Below are 16,025 nucleotides of genomic sequence, written 5' to 3' on the forward strand. Positions count from 1 at the left end.
TTAATCATAAAAATGAAACTCTATACCAACTTGTACGTATACTTTATATGTACATAAATCTTTTTAGGAGCGTGATGCCCATGGCCACCTGTCAAAATTGTAATCATAAATGGAACTGGAGGACAACCTTTAAACAACTGTTAACATTTAGAAACGTTTTAGAATGCCCACACTGTGACAAACAACAGTATATCTCTGCAAAATCCCAAAAGCGATTATCAATCTACTCATTTGCACCCCTTATTATTTGGCTTATTCTCTCACTATTTGACTTTTCCTTTCCATCCATTGTTGTCGCGGAGCTTATTTTCTTCATAGCAGCGGTTATTATGATGCCACTTTCTTATGAAGTAAGCAGCGAAGAAGAACCCTTGTGGTAATAAAAAAACCTTCCGTTAAAACGGAAGGTTTTTTTATGCGGCTTTACCGTCTAGCTGTTGTCCGTGATGGCGCTGATAATATACCCACCCAGCATTCAACAGTAGAAGAACACTCGTTGTTAAGAATACGTAAGGAATTCCTTTAGCTCCGGCAATTTGTCCGCCAATGACTGGACCGGCTAAATTCCCAAAGTATTGCGCTGTTTGATTATAGCCAAACATTTTACCTGTAATCGAGTCCGGCACAATTTTCTTTAAATAAGAATTAATAGAAGGTAATAATCCTCCCATTGCAAAACCGAGTAAAAAACGCAGTAAGAATAGCTGCCAAGTACTATGCACAAAGGCCTGCAAGCCGCAAATAACCGCTACAATAAGCAAGCATATTTGAAGCACATTTTGAGGACCCACGCGATCGCTGACTTTGCCAAGTCTGGATGCAGCTAAAATATTTGAAATTCCTGTTGCCGCTACGACAAAGCCTGAAATAAGAGCAAGGTGATCGGTATGAGTAGACAGTTGTTTTACATACAGTGTAACAATTGGCTGAATAGCCATAACCGCAAGCTGCAGTAAAAAAGTTGTAATAAATACACCAATCACGGCCTTTGAATTCTTAAGAGAAAGTAACCCAATGTGAGATTCTTTCCTCGTTTTCGCCGTCTCTTTTTTGTCTTCTTGAATTAAATTTACAATTAAAAAAGACAAAAACATAAATGCGCCTGTTACGAAAAAGACGTGACGCAATCCAATTGTATCTCCTAAGTAGCCGCCTACTAGGGGTCCTAATAAAGATCCTGATACAGCTCCTGTAGACAACGTCCCTAATGCTTTACCGCTGTGCTCTTTAGGTGTTTGAGTCGCTACTAACGTAATGGCTGCAGAGATGAAGCCGGAAACGGCCCCCATTAAAAAGCGCAGTCCGACAAGCTGATAGACATTTTGCACAAAACCAATAGAAGTCATAACAATTGCCATACCCAAGCTTGCGCGAAGGAGCATCAGCTTGCGCCCATATTTATCGGCCAAACTCCCCCATAAAGGAGAAACAATAGCCGCCATTAAAAAGGTAGCTCCAAACGCAATACCAGCCCATCTGCTGATGGAGCCTGTATCGTGAACTCCCAGCTTTTCAATATAAAGCGGTAAAAACGGAATAACTAAACTCATCCCGGCTGTGGTGCAAAAAGAACCGAACCAGCAAATGTACAAGTTTCGTTTCCATAATTCCATTCTATTTCCTTCTTTCGTTGTGCCGCATGGCGTGAAAACAACAAAAGAGCGAAACCATACGGCCTGCTCTTTTAGCATACATGCAGCATCTTTTTATCAGTTTAAATTATACCATATATCAGAAATATTTAAAAATAAAATGATTCACTTAGTGAACTATTGACGTGAAATGAAGATAGAAAGGGGTAAAGTTTTACGTTAGGGTTTTCTAGCCGCTTGAAGATGGTAATGATTCGTTCTTTTCGGGTATAATGTGGCGTGAAGCGTCCTCAATTTATTTTCGTTTGAGCATTTATTTATAATAGAAGACATATAAAAGGACGGTGGTATGTGCATGACTAAAAAAGAAAATGAATCCATTTATATTCAGCAGCATTTAGCAAATGAACGAACGTATTTAGCATGGATTCGAACGTCTATTGCCACACTCGGCATTGGCTTTGTTGCAGGCGGCCTGCATTTCAATTCCGGAAAAAAATTAAGTGAAGCAGCCGATACTCTTATTATTGCTGTTATCATCTTTTCTTTAGCTGCAAGTGCAGGTTTGCTTCTTTTCTCAACCTATCATTATTTTTCAACGCGCAAAAAAATTAACAGCCAAACGTATCAATCATCTCACGCTTTGGTTATTTTTGTTTCAATGATTATGCTGATGCTGATCGGCGCTCTTATTTTTTATTTTTTTAACATAGCGTAAAAAAGTTTAAGATGTAAGGAAAAAGGGAAGGCAGTCCCAAAGAATTTATGGTTTTATGAAAGAAAAAGAAGATCTATTGATATGGTGGTAATGGCAGATGTAATTATAATAATATCTTCTTTATGAACCGGCTGTATAATTTTACAGGTTAAATTCTTTGTTAACCGCGGATAATGGAAAAGGAACGCTTTATAAGCCGAAACTTATCCAATACATGTTGAACATAAAAATTGAATATGAATTTCACTACAGAGTGAAGCGAAAGTAAAGGAGAACGCTGTTATGATTCAAACATCTAAGACCGTTGCCGCTCGTTTTTTTACGGAGCGTTTCTTTGATCAGGCTGCTCAAACAGCCTACTATTTTTTGTTATCTTTTGTACCGTTTATTATCTTTCTTTTTTCTCTGCTGAGTTTCTTTCCAATTGATACAAACAATTTGCTGATATTTATTGAACCATTTACGCCTAAAAGCGCCTACGACGTAATTGAAAGGTCAATTGAAACAGTTAACAATAGCGGGAAAAAAGTTTTATCTTTTAGTTTATTGGCGACTTTTTGGCTCGCATCTATGGCTATACAATCTTTGGTTCGCTCGTTAAATGATGCGTATCATATTCAAAGAAAACAAACGTTTTTGCGCGGTTTAATCAATGATTTAATTTTAACTTTTGGTTTTATGGTTGTGGTAGCCATTTCATTATTTGTACCAATTATTGAAGAGGTCATTCGACATTTGGTCCTAACAAAAGTCCATGTTCCTGACATATGGTTTCAAAGCTGGACGACAATTAGATGGGGAATTGGGACATTATTTTTATGGGGCTTTTTTATTCTTTTTTACAAACTGATGCCAAGCGCAAGAGTAACGTGGAAAGATGTACTTCCAGGAGCTGTTTTCTCCACGCTAGGATGGCAAGTTGTATCTACCGGATTTGGATACTATGTCCAGTTTGGAAGCTACTCGCAAATCTATGGTCAGCTTGGAAGTATTATTATTTTAATGGTCTGGTTTTATTTAACGGCCGCTATTTTATTAATTGGCGGTTTAATAAACGGTAATAAGTTCATCAAAGCTCACAAGACAACGTATAGAGACGCGGAAAATGACTAGGGAAACCTAGTCGTTTTTTTTATATTCAGTTTTACAGTTAGAAAGTTTATCAAAAAAATATTGCGGGTAACTATTGAATATCTCGTTGCCTTCCCTTTATACACAACAAAAAAGCAGTAGGAGTTCACGTTGAGATGAGGTGGAAAATTGAATAATTTTAATCGGTTTTTAATCGCAATTATTGGAATTGCAGGACTGATTTGTTCCGGTATGTTAGCACTGATGGTTTATAGGGTTCCTCACCTTTCAAACTGGTTAGAAAAGTGGCAGCATCAGGAGTGGTTTTACTACACAATTTTATCAATAAGCGCATTTTTAGCAGTTATTTTTATTATTTTTCTTTTAACAGGCATATTTAGCAGACCGCCTAAAAAGAATTTAGCAATTGTAACTGGTGAAGGCAAAATAACAATTTCTAAAGCAACGATCGAATCTACAGCTTTACGAGCAATTAGAAGCTTTCAGGGAATACGCTCTCCTGAAGTCCAGGCATCTATTCATTCTCGCAAAGAAAAAGTTAGTCTGTATATCAACTGTTCGTTGTTTGGACGAGATGGATTACCAACGCTAGGAAAAGAAATGCAGCTTGAAACAAAACGCGCCGTGGAGGCCTTACTCGAGCTTCCCGTTCACTCCGTTCGTATTGACTTAACAGATACACAAACACGAAAGAAAGAGCGTGTTGTGTGATGAAGGAGGGACATAATGGGTACTCCAGATAAATTGATTCCGTACCGTGGCCGAGTACTTGGTATTCTGGCAGGTTTAGTGTTGGCAATTTTGCTATTAACAATTGGTTTTGGTCCCACGCTGCTAATTGTAGCTTTTATGGGAATTGGTTATGTAATTGGGAAGTGGCGAGACGGTCATTTAGACATAAATGCTTGGGTAGGATTCTTTACTAAAGGAAGATAGAAAATCACTTTAAGGGAGATGTTAGTTATGGCAGTTAATGAAACAAATACAGCAGTAAAATCTCAGGAAAATACACATCAAAATACACATCAAAATACATTAACATTTGAAGACCAAGTTATTAAAAAAATTGCTGGAATTGCAGCTAATGAAATTAAAGGGATTTTATCAATGAGCGGCGGATTTATGAGCGGGTTAACAGATCGTTTCCGCAGCACTGAAGATATCACAAAAGGGATTAACGCTGAAGTAGGAGAAAAGCAAGTTGCCCTTGATTTAAAAGTAATTGTCGAATACGGAAAAAATGTTCCAGCCATTTTCTCTGAAACTGTTAATAACGTAAAAAAATCAGTTCACGAGATGACGGGATTAGAAGTAGTAGAAGTAAATATGCATGTAGAGGACGTAATGACTCGCTCTGAATTTGAAGCGAAAACGGATCGAGACAAAGAGCAGGAGTCAAAGCGTGATCTTGAATAAAATATAAAAGGTAAACACTTCCATTCATCATGTATTCTTTGTATGATGAATGAGAAGTGTTTTTTTGGGGGAGGGAGAATTCTGTGATTTTGGTTAGTTCCTGCTTAGCAGGTCAAGGGTGCAGATATAATGGAAGCAGTGCCTTAGTTAAGGAAATTGAAGCGCTCGTTGAAAATAAAGAAGCGGTGATGATGTGTCCGGAACTGTTAGGTGGATTTCACACGCCTAGAGAACCGGCAGAAATTATAAAAGGAACGGGAATAGACGTAATAAACGGAAATGCGCGAGTTATTGAACGATCGGGAAAAGACGTCACAGACATATACATAGACGGGGCGTATAAGGCACTGAGCATCGCAAAAGAAATAAAAGCTACTGTTATTGTACTAAAAGAAAACAGCCCTTCATGTGGAAGTGAACATATATATAACGGAGCATTTTCAAATGTTAAAATAGCCGGTGAAGGGGTAACAACTGCGTTGTTAAGAAAACATGGTTTTATCGTTATATCCGAATCTCAATTTGCAGCTAAAATGTATTAAGAACAATCACAATGAAAAGAGGATGGGACAGAACGAAATGAATCCAACCCAAAGACAAACAATTTGGATGCATGATCTGGACTGCTTGCTCGACCGCCGTTGATTTCCGTGCAAGGCTTCGCTTTCCGCGGGCGGCCGATGAGCCTCCTCGTCGCTTCGCTCCTGCGGGGTCTCATCTGTTCCGCTGTTCCCGCAGGAGTCTTCACCTTGCCCTCCAACCAACAGCTATAAGTACCTGCGTTCACCATGATTATAAAAAAACACGAACTATTTATCCATTTTTGACAGATAGTTCGTGTTTCACTTTTATGAAATTATTTTTATCCAATCTCTTTTTGTAAAAGCTTATTTACTGTGAAGCGTATCTGCTGTGCTTTCTGTTCGTGTTACCGCATAAAGAGAGCAGAAAAGACCAAGCAAAACAAAAATAGACCCGACCCAGCCGTTATAAATAACAGAGTATTGATTAACGACAATTCCTCCAACATAGGAGCCGATCGCAATTCCTACGTGTGAAATCGCTGCATTGGTGCTGATTAAAATGTCCGAGGTGTCGCGTGCACTATGAATAATTAAATTGCTTTGAGCCGGTGAGACCGCCCAGCTGAGCGCACTCCAAATGATCATAAGAAGCAAGAACACAACAAATGGCAAATGAACGCCAAAAGGCATAGCAATCATGCTAACAAAAAAGAGAGCAATCATGGTGATAACAGATGAAGAAGGGTTCCATTTATCAGAAACAGCTCCTCCAAGTCCTCCTCCTGCTACGGCAGCAAGACCGAAAATACCATAAATAATGGTCACCATCGTTGTATTTAATCCTAGCGTTTCTTGTAAAAATGGTGTGAAGTACGCATAAAGCGTTAAATGGCCCGCCAGTACAAATAATGTTGCTAGGTGAATAGCGAGCATTTTTTTATTGCGTAAAGCTTTTACCTGAGTTTTTAACGGTACAATTGGAGCAGGAGCTAGACGCTCCATTGTAAACCAAACGGTAATCATAATAATGGCAGTCAAAATTGCAATCATAACAAATACTTGACGCCAGCCAAGCGCATTTCCAATCAAAATACCAAGAGGAATGCCTAAAACAAGTGAGCCGCTGATTCCCATAAATACGATGCCAATCGCTCTGCCTTGGTATTCAGGCTTTACCATTCTAGAAGCCATTGTGGTAGATAGTACAATGATAAAAGAACCGCTCGCAGCAGCAAGAATACGTCCAATCAGTAGCATATAATAGCCCGAACTGTAGGCTGAAAATACATTGCTCAATAAGAAAATAAATAATGTCCACATATAAACTTTTTTACGCTCTATCTTAGCCGTCACATTTAGTAAAATCGGCGCAGACAAGGCATAAACAAACGAATAAATAGAGATTAAATAACCTGCTTTTGCTAATGATACATGAAATGCATCGGCAATTAAGTCTAAGATGCCTCCTAGAATTAATTCGACCGTTCCAACAACAAAGGAAGCAATCGCAAGTATGTAAACTTTTTTATTCATCAAAAAACCCCCTCTTTAAAAAGTTACAACTAGAATAGTAACCTTTTTTAGAAGGGATTTCAATAGGTAATATTAAAAAGGTTACTAATGAATTAGTAACCTTTTTAATATCGCAGGCGAGTAAGCAGCTCCATGATCTCAGAATCTTGAAGAAGCTGCTCTTGGTATTTCTTTGTGATATGGGTAAGTGCGACGTCATGATAAAAGAAATCAGCAAAAACTTTTACAAGCGGCTGCGACATGGTTTTTATTGCTTTCCATGTCTCATGTTCAATTCCGGCAAATAAAAGGTAAGCATCGTCAACAATAATCAACTGCGACGGCTCAAGGTTTTTATGATCATCTATTGGATTTAATGTATGTAAATGTTTGAGGGCAGTCTGCAAGTTTCCTATGGTTAAGACCTCGACGTTTACGCCTTGTTTCTCTTTTTCTTCTAGCAATGAGCGGTAATGTGCTAACTCATCATTCCACGCGGATAAAATAATAGAAGATTCCGCTTCATGAATCAATTGTTCAATGTGAGCAGAAATAGAGGATTTATCTTTTAAACTCCAAACATGATCATCTGTAAACGTTTTTTTAATTTTATATGTTTTTAATTCGCTAATGTCATTTTCAAAATCAGCAGTAAGTTTTTGAATGACGGTTTGAAGGGCTACCGCTGAGTAAAGTTTCTTTTTCCCGGACAATGTATTTACTACAATACCTTTATCAATTAAACGATTAAGCACTTCATAAATTTTTGCTTTTGGAACATGCGAATACGTAACAATCGTACTAGCATCCAGCGGGCCATCATTCGCAAGCAGCGCTTCATATACTTGACTTTCATACTGAGAAAAACCAAATTTTTGCAGCATAATTCTCTATTCATCATCCTTTCTTTTTTTAAGTATATCACGGTTTGTAAAAGTATTACTAATTGTATCAGATGTAATAATCTCGCTAAACTATGTTCTAAATAATCATTAAAAATAAAATAAGCTATTAAAGAATCTTTATTACAGCAGAAATATTTTTAACCATATACTTTCTATACTAAAACACTCAACATTGGGTAAAGAAAAGAAAGAGGTGAAAAAAATGAAGAAAAATGAAAAACTACTGTTGAAAAAAATGAACATAAAACAGCAAAGAGAAGTGGCTGTTCAGCTTGAAGACGTACTGGATTCCTTACTGTCCCTTGAAGAAAAATTATGCGCAGCACCTGATAATAGCGAGTGGCTTTCTTTACAAGCTCAGCTTGAAAAAAGAGAACATGAGCTGAAATTCAAGCATAAAATGCTGTGCGAAGAATGGGCAGCACTATAAAAGACAGGCATTTTGTCTGTCTTTTATTGCATCTAAATTTTCATCACTCGAATAGGGCTAACCATCAAAATAGCTAAAATAATCATAAGGTAAGGGTTTACGTAATAAAACATGCCAAGCAGTGCGATAATTAGAGCTGGAAAAGGAATAGGAAGCCCTATAAAATAACCTATGGTTGGATTTGCACTAAATTTAGCTAATCTTAATGCGCCCATGCTTGGATAAATCATAAAAGCGAGTACGGTTAGCCAAGAGTGGGGAGAAAGAGTATGAAATAGCATTGCAGGCGCTACGCCAAAGCTTATAATATCAGCCAAAGAATCTAGCTCTACACCAAACTCACTGTTAACTTTCAGCTTTCTCGCAATTTTGCCGTCAAATAAATCGAAAAAAGCGGCTAGAAAAATAAAAAGAGCAGCTAAGCGTTCGTAGCTATTCATATTAAAAGCTATGGAAAATACGCCGCTTAGCAAATTTCCAATCGTAAAGAGATTCGGAACCCATTTTAACAGTCGAAGAATCAATGTCATACAACCGCCTTTCACAGTGTGTACGATTAGTGTAACTGTTAAATCGTATTATTATGTGAGATGTCAGATAAAAAGAAGGTAGTATTGAAACCTGGCTGTCGTTCCTGTAATATATATATCGTATAATACGATAATAACTTAAAATACGATATAAAGGAGCAGGATCATGAAAGTAGAAGAGTTAAACAGTTATTGGACGTCTATTTATTATCATTTGCACTATACGCATCAAGAGAAAATTACACACCAGACAATACGTCTTTTACAGCATATAGATAAATCATCTTCGGTTGGAATAAAAGAAATTGCGGATTATTTACACGTTTCACATAATACGGCATCTGAACACGTAAAGAGAAGTATTGATAAAGGGTATGTATATAAAAATAGAGATATACATGATGAAAGAAAAGTAATTCTGCATTTAACAGAAGCAGGAAAAGACCTATTAAAACGGAATTCAAGCTTGGATGAAGAAAAAGTATCAGCTATTTTACGCGAAATGACAGCATCTGAAAAACAGCTGATTCAACAGGCTTTTCAGTTATTGAGTGAGCGTGCAAAACATGTATAGTATCATCAAAATTTTAATGTCAGCTCTTATTATTGCAGGGGTAACAGAAATGGCCAAAAGAGTTCCGACATACGGTGGAATTGTGGCTGCCCTTCCAATTGTGAGCTTACTAAGTATTATATGGTTATCAGTGCAAGGAGAAAAAAAGGAAGTGGTCAGTCAGTTTACACTAGGCGTTCTTTATGGACTGCCAGGCACTATTTTACTACTTGCTGTCGTCTATATTTGCTTAAAAAACTCTCTTCATTTGTTTATGAGTTTATCGATAGGAGTTATGTGTTGGGGCCTGTTTTTAGGCCTTCAAAAGATAGTGGTTAAACTAATTAATACATAAACTATTGGAATTTAATCCAATTTTCTGTAAAATGAAAGTCTAAGTAAAAGATAGGAGCTGAGTAGAGTTGAGTTTAGCAGAGAAAAAGTTAGGAATTGACCGAGTTGTTTTTATCGGCAGAACGTTTGAAGAGTATAGAGCTATGTTTAATTTGAATGAAAAGTATTTAAAAGGAAAAAAAGTGTTAGATTGTGCTAGCGGGGCCTGTTCTTTTACTGCTCATGCCTTGCAGCAAGGTACGGAGGCTACTAGCTGTGATATTGCCTATAAATTTACGGCAGAAGAGCTTGAAAAGAAAGGAAGCCTGGATTTAATTCATACGATGAATCAAATGCAGCACGTACAGGAACAGTATGTGTGGAAGTATTTTTCGTCTATTGATGATTTAACTGAACATCGAAAAAGAGCATTAAAAGATTGTATTGCTCATATGAAAAAGAACCCCGAAGCCTATCAGTACGGAGCACTCCCTAATTTGCCGTTTCAAAAGAACGAGTTTGATTTAACTCTTTGTGCAAACTTTTTATTTATGTACAGCGACCGGTTAGATTATACGTTTCATTTAGAAGCTTTAAAAGAACTGATACGCGTTACAAAAGAGGAAGTACGTTTGTTTCCTTTAACGAATTTAAGCGGCAAGATTTCTACCTATTTGCGGCAGCTGTTAGAAGAGATTGCGCCTCTAGTAAAAGGAACAGAAATAGCAGACGTCCCGTATGAATTTCAAAAAGGTGCCAATCAAATGCTGAAGATATATGTATAACAAATATAACGAAAGCCGCTTTTAGTTAAAGCGGCTTTTTAACATTCAAACGTTTTTTGGCAGTTTGAGTATGCTTCGTTATGGTTTCAGATCCAAGCGCTTTAGCTAAACCGAACGAAGGCATATTCACATATACTGATTCATAATTTCCTGCAGAAATCACATACGTTTCATGATAAATGCCCACTGCATTCGTTTTTGAAGCCTTTTTATAAAAAGAATTCCAAGCTTTTAAGTGCTGAGGACCTTTGGCATAGGAGGTCAATTGATCAACTGACTTCCAATATTGAATCAGCGTGATGGTTCTTAAATTAAAAGTTCCTTGCAAAGATAAAAATCCAAGGTTTTTGTTTGCATACAATTCGCGAATCATAGGAGGCATTGCTTTAAATACAGGGAACCATTTGTGTACGGCTGTCCATTTATTAATACGCATTCCTATAACAAAGACGACCAACTCCTGACCGGGCTTAGCCATCACGCGATTGGAATGAATCATAAATTATGCGCCTCCTCATCATATAATTTATTAATCGTATCTTTGCACCATTCTATCGAAGCACACGTTGTTCGTTTACCGTAGTCTAGGGTAATAAGCCAATACGTTCTGTCGGGAGAAGGGCTGTTAGAAATGCTGTCTTCGATTCCGCAATACATGTGATAACGTTCAGTTAGTTTCTGCTGAGCGTTTTTTAACTGGGAAATTGTGAGCTGCTTTTCTTGCTGACTACTAAAAAAGAGTTTTAACAAAATTTCATTTCTTTCTGAAGGGAGCTGCTTAATAGGTTCACGCAGCCAATCTTGCAGAACTTCTTTTCCTTTAGTTGTTATTACATACTCTTTTTTATCTGGTTTACCAGTTTGAGCAACGGAATTGACCGTTGCTAGTTCATCATTCACAAGCTTTTGTAAAGTGGGGTAAATTTGGCTATAACTGATTTTCCAAAAATGATTTAAACTTCGATCCATTAACTGCTTAATTTCATAACCAGTTCTGCATTCCGTGGTAAGCAGCCCTAAAATTGCATATGTTGTTTGATTTTCCTTCATTTATTTTCCTCACCTATATCTTTTTGATATATATTACCATAAACAGGATAATATTCAATAAAAAAACGCGAGAGTTATGCACTCTCGCGTCTAAAAAAAGGTTTGTATTGCTGAACCATCATTTGCGAAGCAGCAATAAATAAAAAGATAAAGCCTCCACACATTAGCAACATGACAGCACCTATTCTCCATAAAAGCTTTGGCATCAGCATATCTCCTTTTTTGAAGTTATTACCTATAGTGTAAAGAATAGCTTGCAAAAATTCTAGTCATAACTAGATATAATTTTATGACTTTTTTAGATTGACTCTTCCTTTGGATCATCTTCATCAAAAATAGGAACTTCCGTATATGTTTCTTCTTTTTCGAAAGCGGAAGAAGAATTTTCTTTTTCCTCTTGTGCAGGTTGTGCAGGCTTCGTTTTTCCAGAAGAAATATCTGATTTAGCGTTTTTTAACTCTTCCATGTCTTTTTGGATTTGGTCCGTGAAATCCTTTGGTATAGCTCCGCTTCCGTATGTAGCTCCGATGTTTAAAGTACCGCCGAGTTCTTTAATGCCAACTTGGCCAATATTATTGTTCTGTTCGTATTTATCAAGAAAAAATTTATCAATATGAATAGGCGGGGGAGCATTTTCTAAGAGTGCGGCTCTTTGGTGAATCGCTTTTACTTCTTCTTGAAGGGCAGACGTTCGTTTTAACATGTCCACCTGTACTTCAGTTAAAAGCGACATGCTGCGTTCTAATGCTGAAACTCTTTCATCTAGTTCGGTCATTTTTTCGAGATAAGGAGCCATTTGTTTTTCTACAGATTGTTCTACTAACCGAGTTATATCCATATAAGGTACAGCGTCTATCTTTTTATCGCGAGGGGGTTGCATGGAGATCACTTGTTCCAATTGCGCTACTTTTTCCTTTAAAAATTGAAGCTGGTTAGCAATCTCTTTCTTATCTTTTGTGTATGCGTGTTCAGCATTTTTATGAGTGCTTCTTTGTGAAGGTGAAGAAGCATTGGAGTGCGAGGGCTGAGCCTCCAGCTTTTTTTTGAGCATTATGAGAGAACCAATTTGCGGTTCGAGTTTTAAAAAACGGTTCATGTGAACTTCAAGCGTGTTAATACGTTTAATTTGATGTTTGAAGTCCGCTAGCTCAGTATGAAGCTGTCGGTTAGTCTGTTTGGGGTTGAAAAATCCTTTCATAGACATTTCGCTTCTCCTCATCTTGGGCTTATTTCCGATGTAATAACAGTTAGATAAATATATATTGGTCCAGTTTGGAAATTCACGTTAAATTCTTTGCGTCTATAAATGCTTATGTGAACTATTGAATTTCATTCATAAAACTACTAAGCCTTATTCAATGTGAATACGTTCTTCTTGGAAAAACTGCCTGTGATAAGAAAGAATAAGCAGTCCATTTTCAAATTTCGCACGCAGATGATGCGCATCCGTAGGTTCTGGCAATTCAATAATTCGGTTAAAGTCTCCAGAAGGTCGTTCTTGTACAACCGGCTGTCCTGTGATGAGAGGGTGCGGTGAGCCTTTTAACAAAAGCCGGCTGCCTGAAACAGACACCTGCAAATTTTCTTTTAGATAGCCGGGCAAGTCAGCGATAATAATGATTTCATGTGGGGTAACGTAAATGTCAACAGGTGGAAAATTACTTTTAGAAGCCTGAGGTGCCTGATATGAATCAGGAGCATTCATATCCATATTTTCTTTCATAAATTCGTTGAAAGCAGTTTGATCAAAAACACCGTTCCAAAAGTCATTTGTTTGATATTTTTTAGCAAATTCCATCCACTGCATAAGTTTATCAAAGTCCATATGGTTTCCTCCTTACCACACATCATAAAAAGATGGAATTTGAATATAGTTTGAAAGGGGGGTGGTTTAAATGGCAGGTGCATCTATAAATATTAATATTTTAATGCTAAAGATAAATTCCTTTGAAAATGCGTCTGCAGTAAATATCGGACAGAATTTACTAGCAGACTGGAATAATTCAGATAAAAAAACACAGGGATTTGGGCAAAATTTCGGTGATGATAGCGGGTTTATAGGAACGAGAAGCTGTGTTGATGATCGAGATCAAATTGATAGCCCATCGTCTTTTCAAAAAGTGCCCATTTCATAGAAAGAGCCTAATAAATATAGCCAGTTCAGACGCAGGTTATATTTATTAGGCTTCAGGTTGAATACTGATAGACGAATAGATGAAGGTATGCTGCTAGTCATGCTCGTTAGAGGCGGTGTAGAAGCTTAAATTACGCTGTTTTTAACTGAGTTTGAATCGTTTACATCTGAATCTATAATCCAGGAGAACGGAGTTACGTTTGGAGAAAAATCTCCGTTTGATTCTCCTAGTCCTTGATTACGTTTATAAGATACGAACACGTCAAGCTGCTGATTAGGTCCTATACTTAAAACGGACGAATTGTCCATAACGTTCACTTTGAAAGCTTGTAAGTTAATGACCATAGGTGAAAAAATCATATGGTTTCCTCCTTATTTATCATTTTTTGTTGCAAATGCATCCACATAATCATTATCTGCGGTTTTTTGAGCAGATCCTGCTGAAAAACATTGATCAGCGAGCTGTTGTCCGAAGGCCTGATTTTTCTTTGCTGTTACATATCTTGTAACTTTTAACGTATTTCCAATAGAAATACTGCTCGCTTCATCTACATTGTGAACGTTCAATTTTCCTAGGTTGATTTTTGTTGAGTCAAATAACATACTATTCTCCTTTCAAACGACAGTTCTTCTAAGTCTTTAAAAGCTTATTGTAGCTTCGTTGAAAATATGAATAATACATGGATTCATTCCGAGAGTAGAAGTAGCCTACTGTAGCGTATTTTAGTTCTCCACAAAACGTGAAAAGATTTTAAAAAATCAGTAGTAAAAGGAGGAAATAATAAAAATGCACGACATTTTACATACTGTAGAAAAATCAACAGTAAAAAGCGTGTTGGCAACGATTATTCATGTAGAAGGATCCTCTTATTTAAAAGAAGGAACGTCCATGCTGTTTCAAGAAAACGGGGAGAACATTGGGATGTTAAGCGCTGGTTGTTTAGAAGCAGATCTTGCTGAGCGCGTAAAAGAGTTGTTCGACACTGAGCACGTATTAACCGTTACGTACAATTTAAAAGAAGAAGGTGATGCGGGGTGGGGACAAGGAGCAGGCTGCAATGGAATTCTCTATATTCTCCTAGAGCCTGTAACTGCGAAGATGAAGCAAGATCTTTTGCGGGTAAAACGCCATTTAGATAATCGAAATCCTGTTTTACATATTAAAAAATTAGAAAAAGACTTTATTCAAACAACCTCTTTTTATGTAGAAAAGACGGGCCAAACATTTGGTGCAAATAGCGACGCATCATCTTTTGCAACAGATGATTGGAATGGGAGAAAGAGCGGTATTCAACTTTCAAATTGCTCTCTGCTCACATATGCTCATCTATATAAACCAAAGCCTCGTCTAGTTATCTGGGGAGCAGGTACCGATGCAAAATATTTAGTATCACTTGCTGCCAATACGGGGTTTTTTGTTACTTTATGCGACTGGAGACCAGCTTTATGTAATAAGGAACATTTTCCGCTAGCAGAGGAAATACATATTGGATTCCCGGAAGAAGTAGACAAACAATTATCCATACAAAGCGATGATTTTGTTGTGATTATGACGCATAATTTTTATCGCGATCAAGAAATTCTCTCGCTATTAAAATCAAGCCCTGTGAAGTATATAGGAGTTTTAGGGTCTAAAAAGCGAACGCTTCGATTATTGAATACTGATATTTCTTCACGCATTCATTCCCCGGTAGGACTTTCTATAGGAGCGGTAGGACCCCAGGAAATTGCCGTTAGTATTCTTGCTGAATTAATTCAAAACCTCCGAATGTATGATGAAAAAAAGGGGTGAAAATGTCCGGGTTAAATATTGTTGCTGTTTATCTTGCCGCGGGAGCTAGTAAAAGGATGGGCAGCAATAAGCTGCTGCTGCCTTTAGGGAATGGATGTTTAGGGAGTAAAGCTTTACGAACAGCGGTTTGTTCAAAAGTAAATCATACGATAGTAGTAACAAAGAAAGGAGATTCTCTTGAGTGGATTGACCCTATTCTTTTTTCAGAAGCATATCAGCAGAAGTGGAGTCATACTTCTTGTAGTAGCGCCTTAAAAGGTCAGTCTGCGTCTTTAAAATGCGGATTAAAAAAAGCAAAAGAATTAAGCGCTGATGCTATTATTGTGCTGCTGGCAGATCAGCCTCTTATAAGTATCGTGCTGATAGATACATTTGTTTCTCTGTTTGAGAACCATTTTTCCGCTCCGTTTATTTCTTCTTTTTATCAAGGAATTGTCAGGGCACCGGTTTTATTTTCAAAACAAATGTTTTCAAGCTTGGATAAGCTGCAGGGAGATCAAGGAGCAAGAAAAATCATAAGACAAAACGGACCTGGAAATGGAATGTTTTATGAATGTACCGACGCTTCTCTTTTTATGGATGTTGATACAAAACAAGCGTATGAACGCATTAAAAAGATATATAAAGAGAAATGTAGACGGGTTTGATTGACGGAGGTG

At 37.3% G+C, this 16,025-nt stretch carries 25 protein-coding genes and 1 pseudogene; 14 read left to right on the forward strand and 12 right to left on the reverse strand.

Translation table 11 applies throughout. The features are described from left to right. The first annotated feature begins 80 nt into the window (after positions 1-80). Positions 81-380, forward strand: coding sequence for a TIGR04104 family putative zinc finger protein (locus MMB69_RS11600; protein ID WP_028413131.1), 300 nt, complete (start codon positions 81-83; stop codon positions 378-380). A 33-nt stretch (positions 381-413) separates the two neighbouring features. Here MMB69_RS11600 and MMB69_RS11605 read toward each other — a convergent pair whose 3' ends face one another. Beyond that, positions 414-1,613 carry a multidrug efflux MFS transporter gene (locus tag MMB69_RS11605; RefSeq protein WP_221785129.1) on the reverse strand — a complete coding sequence of 400 codons (1,200 nt, stop codon included), beginning with the start codon at positions 1,611-1,613 and terminating at the stop codon, positions 414-416. Between the two features lie 334 nt (positions 1,614-1,947). Between MMB69_RS11605 and MMB69_RS11610 the strand changes: the two genes are divergently transcribed. The 6 genes from MMB69_RS11610 (at position 1,948) to MMB69_RS11635 (ending at position 5,360) form a co-directional block, all read left to right on the forward strand. Further along, positions 1,948-2,310 (forward strand): YidH family protein, encoded by a 363-nt coding sequence (locus tag MMB69_RS11610; protein WP_071274061.1) that lies wholly within the window; start codon positions 1,948-1,950, stop codon positions 2,308-2,310. A gap of 282 nt (positions 2,311-2,592) precedes the next feature. Further along, positions 2,593-3,423 carry a YihY/virulence factor BrkB family protein gene (locus MMB69_RS11615; protein WP_221813276.1) on the forward strand — a complete coding sequence of 277 codons (831 nt, stop codon included), beginning with the start codon at positions 2,593-2,595 and terminating at the stop codon, positions 3,421-3,423. A gap of 147 nt (positions 3,424-3,570) precedes the next feature. Then, positions 3,571-4,113: an alkaline shock response membrane anchor protein AmaP gene (gene amaP, locus MMB69_RS11620; RefSeq protein ID WP_098524982.1), complete on the forward strand. Its 543-nt coding sequence runs from the start codon at positions 3,571-3,573 to the stop codon at positions 4,111-4,113. Between the two features lie 15 nt (positions 4,114-4,128). Then, positions 4,129-4,338 (forward strand): DUF2273 domain-containing protein, encoded by a 210-nt coding sequence (locus tag MMB69_RS11625; protein WP_029322072.1) that lies wholly within the window; start codon positions 4,129-4,131, stop codon positions 4,336-4,338. Positions 4,339-4,365: 27 nt separating this feature from the next. Further along, positions 4,366-4,818: an Asp23/Gls24 family envelope stress response protein gene (locus tag MMB69_RS11630; protein ID WP_277447759.1), complete on the forward strand. Its 453-nt coding sequence runs from the start codon at positions 4,366-4,368 to the stop codon at positions 4,816-4,818. 83 nt (positions 4,819-4,901) lie between these two features. Then, complete coding sequence (locus MMB69_RS11635) at positions 4,902-5,360, forward strand: 2-thiouracil desulfurase family protein (protein WP_221785035.1); 459 nt, start codon at positions 4,902-4,904, stop codon at positions 5,358-5,360. Here the strand turns inward: MMB69_RS11635 and MMB69_RS11640 are convergent. The 3 genes and pseudogenes from MMB69_RS11640 to MMB69_RS11650 all read right to left on the reverse strand — a co-directional run bounded on the left by MMB69_RS11640 (position 5,347) and on the right by MMB69_RS11650 (position 7,738). Next, a pseudogene (locus MMB69_RS11640) lies at positions 5,347-5,582 on the reverse strand (hypothetical protein). The gene MMB69_RS11635 and the pseudogene MMB69_RS11640 sit on opposite strands and share 14 nt — an antisense overlap. A gap of 123 nt (positions 5,583-5,705) precedes the next feature. Further along, entirely contained in the window at positions 5,706-6,875 is a 1,170-nt protein-coding gene (locus tag MMB69_RS11645) for an MFS transporter (protein WP_057245050.1), read from the reverse strand. Positions 6,876-6,979: 104 nt separating this feature from the next. After that, a complete protein-coding gene (locus tag MMB69_RS11650; RefSeq protein ID WP_264407593.1) occupies positions 6,980-7,738 on the reverse strand; it encodes a TrmB family transcriptional regulator in 759 nt (252 codons plus the stop codon). A 223-nt stretch (positions 7,739-7,961) separates the two neighbouring features. Between MMB69_RS11650 and MMB69_RS11655 the strand changes: the two genes are divergently transcribed. Then, complete coding sequence (locus MMB69_RS11655) at positions 7,962-8,189, forward strand: hypothetical protein (protein WP_277447760.1); 228 nt, start codon at positions 7,962-7,964, stop codon at positions 8,187-8,189. A 32-nt stretch (positions 8,190-8,221) separates the two neighbouring features. Here MMB69_RS11655 and pssA read toward each other — a convergent pair whose 3' ends face one another. After that, the gene (gene pssA, locus MMB69_RS11660; protein ID WP_170959531.1) at positions 8,222-8,713 is read right to left on the reverse strand and encodes a CDP-diacylglycerol--serine O-phosphatidyltransferase; all 492 of its coding nucleotides are present in this window, start codon (positions 8,711-8,713) and stop codon (positions 8,222-8,224) included. Positions 8,714-8,885: 172 nt separating this feature from the next. On the opposite strand from pssA, the gene MMB69_RS11665 reads away from it, so the two are divergent. The 3 genes from MMB69_RS11665 (at position 8,886) to MMB69_RS11675 (ending at position 10,390) form a co-directional block, all read left to right on the forward strand. Next, positions 8,886-9,293, forward strand: coding sequence for a MarR family winged helix-turn-helix transcriptional regulator (locus MMB69_RS11665; RefSeq protein ID WP_016764337.1), 408 nt, complete (start codon positions 8,886-8,888; stop codon positions 9,291-9,293). After that, complete coding sequence (locus MMB69_RS11670; protein WP_041816570.1) at positions 9,286-9,627, forward strand: DUF3147 family protein; 342 nt, start codon at positions 9,286-9,288, stop codon at positions 9,625-9,627. Before MMB69_RS11665 ends, MMB69_RS11670 begins: the two co-directional genes overlap by 8 nt. Before the next feature lie 67 nt (positions 9,628-9,694). Beyond that, positions 9,695-10,390 (forward strand): class I SAM-dependent methyltransferase, encoded by a 696-nt coding sequence (locus MMB69_RS11675; RefSeq protein ID WP_013057277.1) that lies wholly within the window; start codon positions 9,695-9,697, stop codon positions 10,388-10,390. Positions 10,391-10,415: 25 nt separating this feature from the next. Here MMB69_RS11675 and MMB69_RS11680 read toward each other — a convergent pair whose 3' ends face one another. The 5 genes from MMB69_RS11680 to MMB69_RS11700 all read right to left on the reverse strand — a co-directional run bounded on the left by MMB69_RS11680 (position 10,416) and on the right by MMB69_RS11700 (position 13,265). Beyond that, positions 10,416-10,889: a DUF4188 domain-containing protein gene (locus tag MMB69_RS11680; protein ID WP_277447762.1), complete on the reverse strand. Its 474-nt coding sequence runs from the start codon at positions 10,887-10,889 to the stop codon at positions 10,416-10,418. Next, positions 10,886-11,440 carry a PadR family transcriptional regulator gene (locus MMB69_RS11685; protein ID WP_221785040.1) on the reverse strand — a complete coding sequence of 185 codons (555 nt, stop codon included), beginning with the start codon at positions 11,438-11,440 and terminating at the stop codon, positions 10,886-10,888. The genes MMB69_RS11680 and MMB69_RS11685 overlap by 4 nt, the downstream gene beginning before the upstream one ends. Positions 11,441-11,514: 74 nt before the next feature. Then, entirely contained in the window at positions 11,515-11,646 is a 132-nt protein-coding gene (locus MMB69_RS11690) for a hypothetical protein (protein WP_013057274.1), read from the reverse strand. 92 nt (positions 11,647-11,738) lie between these two features. Continuing rightward, a complete protein-coding gene (locus tag MMB69_RS11695; protein ID WP_221785041.1) occupies positions 11,739-12,644 on the reverse strand; it encodes a dynamitin family protein in 906 nt (301 codons plus the stop codon). A gap of 147 nt (positions 12,645-12,791) precedes the next feature. After that, positions 12,792-13,265 carry an Hsp20/alpha crystallin family protein gene (locus MMB69_RS11700; RefSeq protein ID WP_013057272.1) on the reverse strand — a complete coding sequence of 158 codons (474 nt, stop codon included), beginning with the start codon at positions 13,263-13,265 and terminating at the stop codon, positions 12,792-12,794. Between the two features lie 70 nt (positions 13,266-13,335). Between MMB69_RS11700 and MMB69_RS11705 the strand changes: the two genes are divergently transcribed. Further along, on the forward strand, positions 13,336-13,575 hold the full coding sequence (locus MMB69_RS11705; RefSeq protein WP_013057271.1) for a hypothetical protein: 240 nt from the start codon (positions 13,336-13,338) through the stop codon (positions 13,573-13,575). 125 nt (positions 13,576-13,700) lie between these two features. Here the strand turns inward: MMB69_RS11705 and MMB69_RS11710 are convergent, their stop codons facing one another. Continuing rightward, positions 13,701-13,934 (reverse strand): hypothetical protein, encoded by a 234-nt coding sequence (locus MMB69_RS11710; protein WP_014459873.1) that lies wholly within the window; start codon positions 13,932-13,934, stop codon positions 13,701-13,703. Between the two features lie 12 nt (positions 13,935-13,946). Then, positions 13,947-14,177: a hypothetical protein gene (locus MMB69_RS11715; RefSeq protein WP_014459874.1), complete on the reverse strand. Its 231-nt coding sequence runs from the start codon at positions 14,175-14,177 to the stop codon at positions 13,947-13,949. 184 nt (positions 14,178-14,361) lie between these two features. Here MMB69_RS11715 and MMB69_RS11720 point away from each other — a divergent pair, with 184 nt between their 5' ends. Then, the gene (locus MMB69_RS11720) at positions 14,362-15,366 is read left to right on the forward strand and encodes an XdhC family protein (RefSeq protein ID WP_264407588.1); all 1,005 of its coding nucleotides are present in this window, start codon (positions 14,362-14,364) and stop codon (positions 15,364-15,366) included. Between the two features lie 2 nt (positions 15,367-15,368). Continuing rightward, on the forward strand, positions 15,369-16,013 hold the full coding sequence (locus tag MMB69_RS11725) for an NTP transferase domain-containing protein (protein ID WP_277447763.1): 645 nt from the start codon (positions 15,369-15,371) through the stop codon (positions 16,011-16,013). Positions 16,014-16,025: the final 12 nt, after the last annotated feature.

This window comes from Priestia sp. P5, assembly GCF_029522155.1.
GTDB classification, from domain to species: Bacteria; Bacillota; Bacilli; order Bacillales; family Bacillaceae_H; genus Priestia; species Priestia megaterium_E.

What these genes read in the sequence shown, in the direction of transcription:
- MMB69_RS11600 (WP_028413131.1), top strand. Translation starts at nt 81, where the DNA reads ATGGCCACCTGTCAAAATTGTAATCATAAATGGAACTGGAGGACAACC.
- MMB69_RS11605 (WP_221785129.1), bottom strand. Translation starts at nt 1,613, where the DNA reads ATGGAATTATGGAAACGAAACTTGTACATTTGCTGGTTCGGTTCTTTT.
- MMB69_RS11610 (WP_071274061.1), top strand. Translation starts at nt 1,948, where the DNA reads ATGACTAAAAAAGAAAATGAATCCATTTATATTCAGCAGCATTTAGCA.
- MMB69_RS11615 (WP_221813276.1), top strand. Translation starts at nt 2,593, where the DNA reads ATGATTCAAACATCTAAGACCGTTGCCGCTCGTTTTTTTACGGAGCGT.
- MMB69_RS11625 (WP_029322072.1), top strand. Translation starts at nt 4,129, where the DNA reads ATGGGTACTCCAGATAAATTGATTCCGTACCGTGGCCGAGTACTTGGT.
- MMB69_RS11630 (WP_277447759.1), top strand. Translation starts at nt 4,366, where the DNA reads ATGGCAGTTAATGAAACAAATACAGCAGTAAAATCTCAGGAAAATACA.
- MMB69_RS11645 (WP_057245050.1), bottom strand. Translation starts at nt 6,875, where the DNA reads ATGAATAAAAAAGTTTACATACTTGCGATTGCTTCCTTTGTTGTTGGA.
- MMB69_RS11650 (WP_264407593.1), bottom strand. Translation starts at nt 7,738, where the DNA reads ATGCTGCAAAAATTTGGTTTTTCTCAGTATGAAAGTCAAGTATATGAA.
- MMB69_RS11655 (WP_277447760.1), top strand. Translation starts at nt 7,962, where the DNA reads ATGAAGAAAAATGAAAAACTACTGTTGAAAAAAATGAACATAAAACAG.
- MMB69_RS11665 (WP_016764337.1), top strand. Translation starts at nt 8,886, where the DNA reads ATGAAAGTAGAAGAGTTAAACAGTTATTGGACGTCTATTTATTATCAT.
- MMB69_RS11670 (WP_041816570.1), top strand. Translation starts at nt 9,286, where the DNA reads ATGTATAGTATCATCAAAATTTTAATGTCAGCTCTTATTATTGCAGGG.
- MMB69_RS11680 (WP_277447762.1), bottom strand. Translation starts at nt 10,889, where the DNA reads ATGATTCATTCCAATCGCGTGATGGCTAAGCCCGGTCAGGAGTTGGTC.
- MMB69_RS11685 (WP_221785040.1), bottom strand. Translation starts at nt 11,440, where the DNA reads ATGAAGGAAAATCAAACAACATATGCAATTTTAGGGCTGCTTACCACG.
- MMB69_RS11690 (WP_013057274.1), bottom strand. Translation starts at nt 11,646, where the DNA reads ATGCCAAAGCTTTTATGGAGAATAGGTGCTGTCATGTTGCTAATGTGT.
- MMB69_RS11695 (WP_221785041.1), bottom strand. Translation starts at nt 12,644, where the DNA reads ATGTCTATGAAAGGATTTTTCAACCCCAAACAGACTAACCGACAGCTT.
- MMB69_RS11700 (WP_013057272.1), bottom strand. Translation starts at nt 13,265, where the DNA reads ATGGACTTTGATAAACTTATGCAGTGGATGGAATTTGCTAAAAAATAT.
- MMB69_RS11705 (WP_013057271.1), top strand. Translation starts at nt 13,336, where the DNA reads ATGGCAGGTGCATCTATAAATATTAATATTTTAATGCTAAAGATAAAT.
- MMB69_RS11710 (WP_014459873.1), bottom strand. Translation starts at nt 13,934, where the DNA reads ATGATTTTTTCACCTATGGTCATTAACTTACAAGCTTTCAAAGTGAAC.
- MMB69_RS11715 (WP_014459874.1), bottom strand. Translation starts at nt 14,177, where the DNA reads ATGTTATTTGACTCAACAAAAATCAACCTAGGAAAATTGAACGTTCAC.
- MMB69_RS11720 (WP_264407588.1), top strand. Translation starts at nt 14,362, where the DNA reads ATGCACGACATTTTACATACTGTAGAAAAATCAACAGTAAAAAGCGTG.
- MMB69_RS11725 (WP_277447763.1), top strand. Translation starts at nt 15,369, where the DNA reads ATGTCCGGGTTAAATATTGTTGCTGTTTATCTTGCCGCGGGAGCTAGT.